Here is a 13,172-nt window from a genome sequence, read left to right as displayed (position 1 = left end):
TCCGCGGACCGGACGCCTGACGAGAAGGGCCCGTCCCCGAGGGGGCGGGCCCTTCTCGTATGCCTCGCGTAGGCCCGAGGCTCCGCCGGATCAGGGCAGTTGGCCCGTCGTGCCACGGTCCTGGGCACCCGGTCGGGAACTGGCCTGGAGGCTGTCGCAGACGTTCTGGAACTCCTCGGCCAGCCGGGTGGCCTCGATCACCAGCACCCCGTAGGGCCGCGTCGGGTCGGCCAGCGGCAGTCCGTCGTGCTCCGCCTGCTCGGCGACGGCCCGGCGGCAACGCTGCACCTCCTCGGCCAGTCCGCACAGAGTCGCCGCCTGGTCCGCCAGCTTCCCCTCGTCGAGTTCGGCCAGTACCCGCGCGATCTCCTCGAGCGAGCCGAGGAAGACGCCGTAGCACCGCAGGAACTTCCGGTAGGAGTAGCTGCGCTCCTCCTCGCGCCAGCGCTCCAGACTCCTGGTGAGTGACGACAACTGGTACGCGGCCCGCTCCAGCGCGTTCAGGACCGCGCGGTACCGCGCGAAGGAGGCCCGCCGCCGATGGCGCGGCAGCAGTCGCCGCGGATTGAACGGAAGACTGTCCTCCGCGGTCCGCAGACCGGACCTCGCCTGGGTGACCAGCGCCTGCGCACGGTCGGCCCGTGAGCACCACTGCCGTGCGTGCTCCCGCGCGAACTCGCTCTCCCGCAGCGCCGGTCCCACGGCGCCCAGGACCGCCACGAGCGCCTGGGCCAGCGACCGGATGCCGTGTTCCGCGCTGCGGTACCGCAGCGGCGGCATCAGCACCACGTTCACCAGGAGCCCGAGCGAGCATCCGATGAGCACGAGCAGCACGATCTGCCCCAGCTGGGCGGCCCGCTCGGCGTTGTCCGACGCCGCGGCGTAGGTGGAGAACGCGAAGAACGCCGCCGTCGCCACCTGCGAGCGCTGCGCCCCCAGTGCCCGCCACTGACCGATCCCCAGCGCGATCACCGCCACCAGCGCGAACGTCAGCAGATCGGGCCCGGCCAGAAACCCCAGCGCCGACTGGACGGCCACCCCGGCCACCACCGCGGCCACATACCGCAGCGACTCCGCCACCGACTGGTACACCGTAACGTTCATGATCAGGACAGCCGAGAACGGCGCGAACGCCGGGGACTGGGCGTGCAGCAGGTCACCGGCGATGAACCAGGCGAGGGTGGCGGCGACGGTGCTCTTGGCAACGAGCAGCAGTGGTGTTTCCCACTTCCGTAGCCGCCCGAACCATCCCGTTCCGCCGGACTCGTATGTGGTGGTGGTATCGCTCATCCACCCCGGGTTCCCCCTGAAGCGAGCGGGCAACAAAGGAGGAGGGACAAGGAGCGGTGCCCGGGGGTTTGGCCATCCCCCGGGCCCTGTGGTGCCGCCTTCTGCGCACGCCCGAGCTTTTCGTCACGGGTCAGTCTGATGTCGTCGTGTTCTTCCTTTGAACTACCGCCCCGTGAGCGGGGTGGGCCGGACTCGAACCGGCATCCGACGACCAAGCCCGTGCCGGGTCGTTCAAGCGATCGGCGGCGAATGCTGAGGCTGGAGCAAGAGTCTGAGATTGAACGCGTGTCACGGGCGGAAAGCCTGTCGAGGACTGGGGGCTAAACCCAGCGACCCTGCGAAGACAGACTCGTCCCCTCTCGTGACCGAGTGCTGGGGAGGAGTGGTCAATACCCCTCCATGCAGCCGCGTGTATCACGACGAGCTTCAGTTTCAGCTTGCGCTCCTCGCGCACCCCGTACCGCCTTATGGGGCGGTCGGGGAGTTCATGACGCTACCCGAAGAGGTAGCCGAAGACCACGTCGCCGACGCGCTGGTCGGTGACGTCGGCGCCATTGGCCTCCTCGCGGGCGAACTTGACCGCCTGCTGGAGCTTTTCCACCCGGCTCAGCAGCTCGTTGACCCGGCGGGCGGGGAGGGCCCCGGAGAACTTCACCGTCGTCCAGTACCCGACCGGAATGTCCTCGTAATACACCTCGACCTGAGCCGGGTGCTTCTCCGTGGCCTCCGCCTTCACATGGTTGCGCGGCACCTTCTTGGTCCGCACCGTGCGCACGGCCTCGGTCTTCCAGGAGTCCGTGGACGGGTCCAGCGTCCAGAACTCCGCCCCGTCGAGCGTCGGCAGCCGCCGGATGAAGCCCCCGAGGTCGGCCAGCTGCTTCTCCAGGAACAGCAGGTACGACACGGGCACATCGCGCAGCAGCGTCCGCCCCTCGACCTCGATGTCCGCGCGGGCCTCGCAGTTGGCCCAGTCCTTGGTGGCGGTGACGTCGAACAGCCGGGTCAGGGTGGCAGCGGTGTCACGGAGTACGTCCTCCGCCTTGACCTGCACCCGCGTCGACTCGGGCGGCAGCTGCTCGCCCTCCTCGTCCTTCGGCTGGTACGTCCGGGAGATCCCCGCCAGCAGCGCCGGCTTGTCCAGTCCGCGTTGGGCCGCCGTCAGGTCCTGCTGGGCCTTGGACTTGACGCCCTTCTCCACTGCGATGATCTGATTGAGTTTCGCCACGTCCGGCACGCTAGCAGCCGCAACGCGGCGCCCTCGAACCGTTATTCGGGACGTGGTCGTCCGAAGGCCTCCGGGCCGGACACCGGGCTCACCGCCGGGCCACCTCTCCCATCCACACCCTGCGGCCCATCTGGTCCAACTCCGTCTTCCAGCGACCGCACTCCGGCATCGCCCGGCGCAGCAGCCGCCAGTAGTCCGGGCCGTGCCCGGAGACCCGGACATGCGCCAGCTCGTGCGCGATCACGTAGTCGACCAAATGGAACGGGAGCTGGAAGGTGGCCCAGTGGAGCGCGATCCGGCCCGAGCGGTAGGTGCCCCACCGTCGTCCGACGTCGCGCACCTCGATCCGCGGATCGGTCACGTCCATCCGTGCGGCCCAGGGCTGAAGACGCCCCTCGGCCCACCGCAGACCGGTCCGGGCGTACCAGTCCGCCAGCGCCCGCCCCGCACGTGCGGGCTCGGCAGCGGCGGCCCGGTCCATGCGCAGCCGACCCGCGACGAGCCGTACGGGCGCTCCCGGCTCGTCCACGTACAGCAGCCGGTAGTCCCGCCCGAGATAGCGGTGGATCTCGCCGTCGGCCAGCTCCCGGGTGGGGCGCACCGGCTGCCGCTCCTCGCGCAGCCGCAGTTTGCCGTCGATCCAGCCCCGGTTGGTGCGGATGAACGCCTCGGCCCGCTTCGCCTCGCACGCCTGCGGGACGCGCAGGACCAGTGATCCGTCCCGCTCGACTGTCAGGCCGAGGCGGACGCGGCGGGCACTGACCCGCACACCGAGCGTATGCCCGTCCACCGACAGCGTCTGTCCATCGGTGAGACGGGTGCCACCGGCGGTGGGGGAGGGGAAGCTTGCACCGGACACAGCCGCCTATTGTGCCCGACCCTCGGCGCGGAAGCTCTCCAGGTGATCCTGTGCGTAGCCCGCCAGTGAGTTCGACAGGCCCTGCAGTGGCCCGAGCCCTCCTTGCTGGGCCCTGAGACCGGCGCGGCGCAGCCGCTGCCAGATATGGGACTGCAGCTCGGCGACATCGCCGTCGTCTCCTGTGTACCGCGCGAGCTTCACCCGGTCGACGATCTCCGCGCACACCTCCTGGGTCAGGGTGCGCAGAAACGCCGTGTCCGGCACAGCGAACGACGGGTGGTCGCTGAGACGGTCTCCCAACTGGGCGTAGAGCCGCTGTTCCAACGGCGACAGGTCGGCCACCTCGGAGTCGGGCTGCTCGGCGTCGCGCGCCCGCTCGATCAGCGGGCCGATACGTTCCTTGATCTTGTCCCAGCGCCCGTCGAACTCGCGCAGCACCTCCTCCAGCTCCTTCGACAGCTGCCGGTACACGGGCCGGTCGTCCCGCTGGGCGCGCTCCTCCAGGTGGTAGCGCAGCGCCTGCACCTGCTCGGCGGCGGACTCGCGCAGGTCCGGGATACGGTCCACGATCTCGTCGAAGTCGGTCGCGAGGATGGACACCGGCGCGATGGCCTGTTCGATCTCGGGCAGCTCCAGATGATCGGCGATCAGGGCCCGCACCTTGCGGCCGTAGCCGCGCACCGAGAAGCCGCCGCCCGGGGCGTCGCGGTAGTGTCGCCGTACGCGCTTTTGCAGCAGCGTCCAGGACTGGGCGTTCGGCACCTGCCACAGCGCGTCCTCGTGCGGGAGGGCGCGATCCAGCGCGCCCATGAACTTCCGCAGCAGCCGGTCGAACGTGGCTCGCTGCTCCTTGTCGTGGAGCGTCAGCATGGCCTCGGACACCTTGGCCCGGCTGGACAGGTCCTCGACGCCGAGCCCCACCAGGAACAGCTCGACCAGATCAGCCGCCTCTTCCAGCGCGGGCAGCCCGTCGGACAGGCGCGTCGCGCCGAGCGTGGGCGGTGCCCCCTGGTACGCGGCGAGGGTGACCGCGAGGTTGTTCAGCACGCCGTAGTAGTCCACGACGCGCCCCTCCTCCTTGCCCGGGGAAGGGCGGTTGACCCGGGCCACCGCCTGCAACAGCTCCGCGTCCTGGATGGGGCGGTCCAGGTACAGCACCTGCTCGATTGGCGCGTCGAAGCCGGTGAGTAGCATCGACTTCACGATCAGGAACGCGATCGGGGGCTTCGCCGCGGGGACGGTGGCGGAGGGGCCCGGCGCGCTCCACGGATTGAGCCCGCCCGCCGGTACGGGGGCCTCCTCCGGTACGGGGTGTTCCGCCGGGCCGTGGACGACCTCCCACGGGTTGTCAGGGGGCAGGTCGGGGAACGGCTCCAGGAACCGCTCCACATGCTCGTCCTGCTTATCCTTGTCCGTCCACTCCCGCCACACACCGGACTTCTGCTCATCGCCCGCCGAGATCACCGGCACGAAGTCGATACGGCGCAGCAGCTCCTGGTAGTGCCAGGCCCGCAGCAGCAGCAGTTCGTCGCGGGTGTACTCCTCGGACCTCTTCTGCCGCAGTGCCTCCTGGGCCTCAGGGCCGAATTCGTCGCGCACCCGGGCTAGCAGTTCGGCTCGGACATCACGCAGCGCGTTCCGGTACAGCACCGCCGCCCGGCGGCTGACCGCGGCGACTTGGGCCTTGAATCCGAACTGCATCGCGCCCAGCACATAGTGGTGGAGCATGTCCCGGGCCTTGGCCCGGATCATGGACGTCGACTCGGCGACGTCCCGGCCGGTGGGCGGCGCCCAGCGGTTGCGTATCCGCTGCCGGGCGTCGCCGTCGAGCGGGGCGATCAGATCCTCGAACTTCTCGTCCAGCTCCCGCTTGTCCCGGACATGCGCGGGCCCGGTACGGCCCTCGTAGCGGATGGGCACGACCACCTTGTCCCGCTCGGCCTCGCGCATCCGGTACTCGTCGAGGAACCCGCCGCCCGGCTCCAGGCCGAAGATCTCCCCGGTGGTCTTCCGGGTGCCCTTCATGATCGGCGTGCCGGTGAAGCCGATCCGGGCCGCGTTGGGCAGCGCGTCGCGCAGACACGCGTGCAGCACCGAGGTGTGCGACCGGTGCGCCTCGTCCACGAGCACCAGCACCCGGGGTGAGTCGCTGCACTCCCGGAACTCACGGCGCGCGGCCCGCTTCGTCGCCTCGTCGGGCTTCGGGTCCGCCACCTCTTCCGGATCCGCGCCGGCGGCGACGCGCTCCCGGGCCTGCTCGAAGTCTTCGGCGAGCGCCCGGTCGTCGCCCCGGGTGTCACCGAGCCCCGGGATGCTCCCCAGGTACTTCTGGATCATCGCGAAGATCACGGACCGCCCGCCGTCCCGCCCCGCGCGCTCCAGCCGCCCCTCCAGGTCGGCCTGCGAGGTCGCCACCCCGATATCGCTTCCACTGACCCGGACGGCGGCCGAGAGCTGGTCCTGGAGCTGGGTGCGGTCGGTGACCACGAGGAGGGTGAACCTGTTCAGCTCCGGGTCACGGCTCGAGTGCAGCCGCCGTGCGAGGAACGCCATCGTCAGACTCTTGCCGGAGCCCTGGGTGTGCCAGATGACGCCCCCGCGCTCGTCGTTCTCCGCGCCCGCGTCGAGCGGGGACCGCCCGGTCCGCAGTTTGCGGACGATCTTCTCCACTGCCCGGTACTGCTGGTGGCGGCAGACCGTCTTGACCGTCTTCGCGGGCTCGCCCTCCTTGACCTTGAGCGGCAGTTCGAAGACGTAGTGCCGGATGACGTTGAGCAGGTTCTCCGGTTTCAGCACGACGGCGATCAGCTTGTGCTGCTCGGTCAGCTCGGCCCCCGGCTCCAACAGCCGACGCCCGTCCGCCGTGCGCGTCTCCTCCAGCTCACGGCGCAGCGCCCTGTCGTCCCGGTAGTCCGGGGTGACGCTGCGCCACGGTGCGTAGTGCGCCTCCTCAGCGGAGATCGTGCCGAGCGCGGCGGTCTCGCCGCACGCGGCGATCAGCAGCTGCGCGGAAGCGAACAGCTCGGGGACGCCGCGCGGCCTCTCCTTGTCCTTCCGGCCGTCGTCCGTCAGCGGGTTGCCGGTGTACGCCCGCAGATCGCGGACCGCCTTTCCGATGGGGTCCTTGACATCGGGACTCTTGGCCTCAACGACGGCGACCGGGATGCCGTTGATGAACAGCACAAGGTCGAGTACCACCTCGCCGTCCTTACCGGCCCCGGCTGCGCGCACCCGGAACTGGTCCACGACGAGGAACTCGTTGCGCTGCACACGCTCGGGGTCCTCGATGTCCCAGTCGATGTAGTGGACCTTCTGATCGGTGCCGTGGTGATGGACTTCGTCACCCTTCACCAGGTCGCCGTGGAGGAGGAGGTCGGTGGTCTCGCGGTTGGCGGCTAACAGGGGGCGCCCGGCGATGTTCCTGGCCGCCCGCCGCAGATTGCCGATGGCGCGATCGGCCTGGGTCCCCGTCACCCACTCCTCGCCGTTCTCCGCGAGGCGGTTGACGCGGGTGAGGGCGGCGGCGAGGCGTTTGGTGAGGAACACCTCGTCGTACGAGCGCTCGGCGCCGAGATCGGGGCCGTGTACGTGCGTCCAGCCCATCGAGACGAGTTGATCGATGAACGGCCGCTCCACCTCGTCCCGTTCGGCCTCTCTCCGTGCCATGCGCCCGCGCCCCTTCGCCCGTCCGGCCTGCCCGCCCGTGCCTCCTGCCCATTGTGCGACAGGGGAGTTGGGCTTCCGGCCGGAAGAGGAGAGACGCGGGGTGTTGTGCCGCTGCCCTTCCTACCTTTTGTAGGTCTTTGATAGCTTATGGGATGCGCGGGTGTGTGCCGCCTCCTTCCCCTTCTTCCGTATGCGCGGGGAATCGGAGGGCAGTGGCGTCGGCCGTCCACTCGAGGCCGCCCCTCTCCGGGCGGAGGAAGGCGACGCGCGGGGCGGTCACCCGGTGGTCGAAGAGCAATTCGCCGACGGGGTGGACCGTCTGCACTACGCCGGTACGGCCGCTGGCCGGGTCGTAGGCCACCTGGCCGGGGGCGGGCCGCTGGTGATGGGGATGGGGCTGTGGCGTGTGGGGCCGGTGGTTCATGCGGATCGGTCTCCGGTTGCCGGGGGATGTGTGCGGTGTGGGCGGGGTGGCGCCGGCGCAGGACTTCGCAGTCGGTGGCCTTGCTGCAGTCCCCGGATTGTCTGGCCTGTTCGCGCAGCGCGGCGTAGTGGCGGCAGGTGGGGCAGACGTCGGTCAACGGGCGCCCTCCGGTGGAGGTTGGCAGTGGTAAGGGCGTATCGGCGCTCATGGGGCGACCGCTCCGCGAACCGGCCGCCGAGGTCCCTGGGGGAGCCGCCTTGCGAGGTCTTCGGGGAGCGTCCCGCAGAAGAGTGCGTGCGGGGTGGCCGTGGCCAACGGCTCGGTCGAAGGCGTCGGGGCCCATCCGCGTCGGTGCGCCACCTCCTGTATCTCGCGGGTGACCCGGTCCGAGACGCGACCGAGGTGGTGAGGGGCTGTGGCTGTCGCTTCCGTAGGGCACGTGGATTCGATGGCGTGTTCGGAGGGAAACACGATGGAGGGTTCTTCCTGACCTGAACGTTTCTTGCGGGCTTTAATCACTCTGTGTACTCCCAGCATTGCGTTGAGCGACAGCGAGCAACAGGGGTTTGAGCACACCAAGAGGCTTGGCGTGAGGGGAGATCCGCAGGTGAGTGAGGCGAAGGATGGACAGGAACCGTCCAGGGCCTCGGAGCGGAGGTCCGGACCTGGCGGTTACAGGCGGGACTGAGCCAGCGGGAGCTGGGCTCGAGGGCCAATTACGGGCAGTAGTACGTGGCCAAGGTGGAGGCGGGCGAGCGGCTGGCGAGTGCGGAGTTCGCCGACACGTGCGATCAGGTCTTCGGCACGCCGGGTACGTTCGCCCGGCTCCGGCAGAGGGCCAGCCAGCATGGCTACCCGGACTGGTTCGTGCCGTACGTGCAGTTGGAGCGGCAGGCGGTCAGCATCCTGGACTACTCGGCGACGCTCATCATGGGCATGTTGCAGACGGCCGAGTATGCGCGGGAGGTATTCCGCGCCGTGCATCCCCGGGAGAGCGCGAGCGAGATCGACGCGAAGGTGGAGCGGCGGCTGCGCAGGCGGGAGGTGATGGAGATGGAGAAGGACGCCCCTCCGCTCCTGTGGTGCGTCCTGAACGAGGCGTGCCTACGGACCATAGTGGGTGGCGCCGAGATCATCGCGGTACAGCTCGCCCATCTCGTGAAGCAAGCCGAGTCTCCGCACATCACCATCCAGGTACTACCGTTCGCGGTGGGGGCACCACCAGCGGCAGAGAGTCTCACGCTCCTGACGTTCGACGAGGGGGCAGATGTCGCCTACGCAGACACGGCGATGGCGGGCCCACTCGTCGACTCACCGGAAGCGGTGGCAAGCGCAACTGCTACTTACGACCGGCTGCGGGCTGCCGCTCTGCACCCCGACGAGTCGTTGGCCGTGATCCGTAAAGTGATGGAGGAATACGTCCGATGGGGTCTGACCTCGACCTGTCCCATGCTGAATGGGTCAAGTCCAGCTACAGCAACGGTAATGAAGGCCAGTGCGTGGAGTTCGCACCCGGTATAGCCGCCACCGCTGGCGTTGTCCCCGTCCGAGACAGCAAGTATCCCGCAGGCCCGGCCGTTGTCTCCTCCCGCAAGGCGTGGGGCTCGTTCACTGCCGCACTGCGCAGCGAAAAGTTCTCCAGCGCTGAGGCGTAGCCTTGCGCGTTCCGTGGTTCTCGTGCACGAGAACCACGGAACGCGCAAGACCCGGCTCTACGCGCAGTTGCGGAAGCCCACTTTGCCGGCCAGAAGGTCATCCACCAGTCCAGCCTTCAGCGACCTCAGCTTGGCGAGGTTCGCCCTTTCGGCCGCGATCAGGGTGTCGAGGGCCGCGACTTCGGCCACCGTCTTCCGCTGCGCTGCCAAGGGTGGCCATGGCAGAATCAGCGCGGAAATGGCCTTTTGGCTGATGTTCTGCATGCTGCGACTGCTGCCTGAGGACAACGTGGAGATCTGCTGCCGGACATGCTCACTCGCCAGGCAAAGGTTGATGAACTCCCGGTCGGCTAGGGCCGGATTCTCGACGATTCTCAGCGTCTTGTCGCTCAGCATCAGGTGCTGGGCCGTCTGCGAGGCGATACAGGCAGATCCCACCAGTTCTGGCGTGTTGGCCCGTGAAATCAGAAGATCGCCCGAGTGGACTCTGTAGCGCTCATTGACGTGCGAGGGGTCGGTGACGGCCTTGTTCTCCATGGGGCGGAAGCCGTCCGTGTGCACGGCGCTGACTTTCAGCACCCCCCAGGCACCGGGTGCGGCCGGGGCGTTCGGAAGATCCGGACTGCGACCCGCATCCATCCGGAGGAGGCGTTCGCCCAGGCAACCGCCATCCGCTTCACAGGTCGCGGCCGCATCGATACGAGCCTGGCGTGTGATGCGCAACTTGGCGATGGAGGCCTCGATTGAACTTTCCGAGTCGGTGAGGGAGTCCAGCGTCTCGACGATCCGCAGTTGATTACTCAGAGATGGGAGATTGACCTTGAGCTCGGCGACGTCTTGGTCTGTTACTGCCGGATAATTGGAGCCCACGGCAGCCCGTACTGACTGGCGTAGTACATCACGGCTAAATAGTAGGTAGTGGAGGTAACGGTGATTCAACTTGGCGGGATCAGGGCGAAGTACGGTGAAGCCTGTAGAAACAACGACTCTATCGTTCAGTGACTGGAATGAAGCGTGTGATTGGTTCGCGGGTCTTACAGTCCCAAAGATAGCGTCACCTGTCCGCACCACGCGGCGTGCGCGAGAGGATGAATCGGCAAACCTGGTTTGTCGAGTATCGTTCCAAACCACACGTCTTTCTCGTACCGCCGACAGGTCCACGTAGGTGAAGACCATGTCTGGATCAGTTAGGGACCCCAGCGTTTCGGGATTCACGGCAGCAACGTCCCTGAGTTTTATTGTCGCGCTATGCATAACCCAGCTCCTCCAGGAACCTGTCCAGACGCTTCGCGGCTTCCGCCCGCTGGGCCTCGATCTCCCGCATTGACACCGCGTATTTGTCCTCCCACACCCGGTACGCCTCCACCAACTCCCGACGGCGGCGCACGACATGACCCTCCAGCTTGCTGGCCAGGTCATCCCGCAGAATGTCGAGCACCACCCGGCGCTCACCATTTGTCTCCTCCGCCAGCGCCTTTCGGGCACGCGTCAGGCGTGGTGGCTTCGGCGGCTTGTCGGCCTCGGCCTCCAGAGGCGCGACCTCCAGGACATCCAGCTTGACCTGCATCGTGTCCTCGGCAGCGGCCACCGTCTTCTTCTTCGCCTTAGACCGCCCCCGCTGGGCGGACTCCAGCGGCCAGAAGTCGCTTTCCAGCCGCTTGACCTCGTTACCGGCTGCCGTGCGGTCCTTCTTCAGCTTGGTCATCTCCGTCTTGCTGAGCACCGACTCAGCAAGTGCCGGGTCGATGGACCCGGAATCGCCCGAGCTCTCGACATCACCCGTCTCGGCCTCCGCCCTCGCCTCCGCGAGGGCCGCCTCCGCCTCCTGTGCGGCCTTGAGCTTCGCGTCCAGCCGCGCCTTGTGACGGTCCGCTGACGCCAGTTGCTCAAGGAAGTCCGAGGCAATGGCCGCGACCACCTTGTGGTCGTAGGCCTGGCGCCGCTCGGCCCCCGACCGGTTGCGCGCTCCGCCCGTCCTGGGGTCGCGCTCCGGGGCGAGCATCGTCTCGACGTTCTCCACCCAGCCGTCCACCACGCCCGTGAAGCCGCCCACCGACAGGGCCTTGAGCTCGTTGCGTGCGTCCTGCCACCACCCGGCGACCGCGCCCGCCAGGGCGTACTCGTCCAGCAGTCCGACCTGGAGCAGCGTGCTCCGGAACGACTCGATCAGGTCCGCCCGCAGCCGGGCGAGCTGCCTGCGCCGCTCGTTCTCCGTACGGTCGTCACCGTCCGCCGGGGCCAGCGCCGCGATCTGCTCCGCCTCCCGCCTCCACCACTTCTCGAACTCCCCGCGCAGCACGCCCTCACGCGTCCGCGCCAGCTCCGCCAGCCGGGCGGCGTCCGGCTGCTGTCCCTCCGGCAGGAAGTCCACGTAATCCGGGTCACCGGGGCGCTCCGCGAACAGATCGGTGACGCCGATCCCGTACGAGTCCAGCAGCCCCTTCTTCGCCTCGATCTCCGCGCGCGGCACCCCGCCCTTCAGATGCGCCCGCACATCCTGCGGCTCGGGTGGCGGGGTGTTGTCCACGTAGCGGCGGATGTTGAGGTTGTCGTCATTGGCCGCGAGCTCGTCGCGGCTGACGCGGCGGGCGAAGCCCTCCACCCCGGCGAAGTTCTCGTCGTCGCGGAAGCGGTGGTACGTCGAGACGATCTTCTCGACATGCTCCGGCAACAGCACGTTCTGGGCCCGCTCTGCGTGGAACTCGCGGTCGGCGTTGATGAAGAGCACGTCGTCGTTCTGGTGGCGCGGCTTGCCGCCGGGGGCGCGTAGCACGATGACGCAGGCGGGGATGCCGGTGCCGTAGAAAAGGTTCGGGGCCAGCCCGATGACGGCCTCGACCAGGTTCGCCTTCAGCAGCTCGGTACGGATGGCGCGCTCCGCGCCGCTCCGGAACAGGACACCGTGCGGCATGACGCTGAACACGGCTCCGCCCCGGTCGCGCACCTGGTACAGCATGTGCTGCAGGAACATCAGGTCGGCCTTGCCGCGCTCGGACGTCGCCCCGTACGGCATGCGAGAGGTGAGGTACTTGACCTCTCCCTGCGTGTAGTCCATGGAGAACGGCGGGTTGCTGAGCACCAGGTCGAAGTCGGTGTCCAGATGGGCCGGATCGGTGAGGGTGTCGCCCGTGCTGAGCTGGAACTTGCTGGCGCCGTGGAACAACATGTTCATGGTGGCCATGACCCAGGACCCGCTGTTCGCGTCCTGCCCGGCCAGCAGCAGGTCATCGGAGTTCTCGCCGTGCTCGTCGACGTACTCCTTGGCGTGGATGAGCATGCCGCCGGAGCCGACGCACGGGTCGTAGATCCGCTGGTTCTCCCTGGGCCGGGCCAGCTCCACCATCATGCGGACGACCGCACGGGGGGTGTAGAACTCGCCGCCCTTGCTGCCCGCCGAGTCGGCGAAGTCCTTCAGCAGGTACTCGTAGGCGGCGCCGATCATGTCGGGGAACTCGAAGTCCTCGCCGCGCAGCCGCAGGCTGCCGAAGTGGCCGATCAGCGCCGTGAGGCGTTTGTCGGCGAGTTTCGCGGACGAGGTGCTGCCCGCGCCTCCGCCGATGCGATTGAAGTTGATGTGGTCGAACAGGCCGCGCAGACGGGAGTTGTTCGTCTCCAGCTCACGGAGGGCGGGCAGGAGGTGTCCACCGGCCACATCGTCCACTGCTCCGGACAGCCGCTCCCAGCGGGCCGCATCCGGCACGTACAGCACCTTACGGCTGACATAGCTCTCAGGACTGTCGGCGACTTCCTCGGCATCCTCCGGGGAGCCGCCGGCCGCCAACTCCTCCGCGACGACCGCTTCCCGGGCGGCGTCGAACTCGTCGTTCACACGCTTGAGGAAGAGCAGGACGAGAATGAAGTCGCGGTACTCGGCCGCGTCCATCGTGCCCCGCAGGATGTCCGCTGCCGCGAACAGATGGCGTTCCAACTGGGCGAGCGTGAGCTTGGCCACGTACGAGACTCCCTCTGCTGATGTACTGCCCGGCGGCCCACCCCTGCGACCGTGACAGACGGAGCGGAGCGCCGGAGAGCAGCCTACGGCCTTCAATGGGG

At 68.3% G+C, this 13,172-nt stretch carries 8 protein-coding genes; 2 read left to right on the top strand and 6 right to left on the bottom strand.

What is annotated here, in order from left to right; translation table 11 throughout:
* Positions 1-90: 90 nt before the first annotated feature.
* The 4 genes from HUT19_RS12435 to HUT19_RS12420 form a co-directional block, all read right to left on the bottom strand.
* Positions 91-1,290 carry an aromatic acid exporter family protein gene (locus HUT19_RS12435; protein WP_176180537.1) on the bottom strand — a complete coding sequence of 400 codons (1,200 nt, stop codon included), beginning with the start codon at positions 1,288-1,290 and terminating at the stop codon, positions 91-93.
* Between the two features lie 493 nt (positions 1,291-1,783).
* A complete protein-coding gene (locus HUT19_RS12430) occupies positions 1,784-2,515 on the bottom strand; it encodes a hypothetical protein (RefSeq protein WP_176180536.1) in 732 nt (243 codons plus the stop codon).
* Between the two features lie 88 nt (positions 2,516-2,603).
* Positions 2,604-3,374 (bottom strand): M48 family metallopeptidase, encoded by a 771-nt coding sequence (locus tag HUT19_RS12425; RefSeq protein WP_254885546.1) that lies wholly within the window; start codon positions 3,372-3,374, stop codon positions 2,604-2,606.
* 6 nt (positions 3,375-3,380) lie between these two features.
* The gene (locus HUT19_RS12420) at positions 3,381-7,040 is read right to left on the bottom strand and encodes a type I restriction endonuclease subunit R (RefSeq protein ID WP_176180535.1); all 3,660 of its coding nucleotides are present in this window, start codon (positions 7,038-7,040) and stop codon (positions 3,381-3,383) included.
* Between the two features lie 1,156 nt (positions 7,041-8,196).
* Between HUT19_RS12420 and HUT19_RS12415 the strand changes: the two genes are divergently transcribed.
* On the top strand, positions 8,197-8,985 hold the full coding sequence (locus HUT19_RS12415; RefSeq protein WP_254885545.1) for a DUF5753 domain-containing protein: 789 nt from the start codon (positions 8,197-8,199) through the stop codon (positions 8,983-8,985).
* The gene (locus HUT19_RS12410) at positions 8,889-9,119 is read left to right on the top strand and encodes a DUF397 domain-containing protein (RefSeq protein ID WP_176180534.1); all 231 of its coding nucleotides are present in this window, start codon (positions 8,889-8,891) and stop codon (positions 9,117-9,119) included. The genes HUT19_RS12415 and HUT19_RS12410 overlap by 97 nt, the downstream gene beginning before the upstream one ends.
* 57 nt (positions 9,120-9,176) lie before the next feature.
* Here HUT19_RS12410 and HUT19_RS12405 read toward each other — a convergent pair whose 3' ends face one another.
* Both HUT19_RS12405 and HUT19_RS12400 read right to left on the bottom strand, forming a co-directional pair.
* Entirely contained in the window at positions 9,177-10,295 is a 1,119-nt protein-coding gene (locus tag HUT19_RS12405) for a restriction endonuclease subunit S (RefSeq protein ID WP_254886156.1), read from the bottom strand.
* 70 nt (positions 10,296-10,365) lie between these two features.
* Entirely contained in the window at positions 10,366-13,071 is a 2,706-nt protein-coding gene (locus HUT19_RS12400) for a class I SAM-dependent DNA methyltransferase (protein WP_176180532.1), read from the bottom strand.
* Between the last annotated feature and the right edge of the window lie 101 nt (positions 13,072-13,172).

It is taken from the genome of Streptomyces sp. NA02950 (assembly GCF_013364155.1).
Lineage (GTDB): Bacteria > Actinomycetota > Actinomycetes > Streptomycetales > Streptomycetaceae > Streptomyces.
Note: the sequence above shows the minus strand (reverse complement) of the source record. Positions and strands in the feature narration are given on the sequence as shown.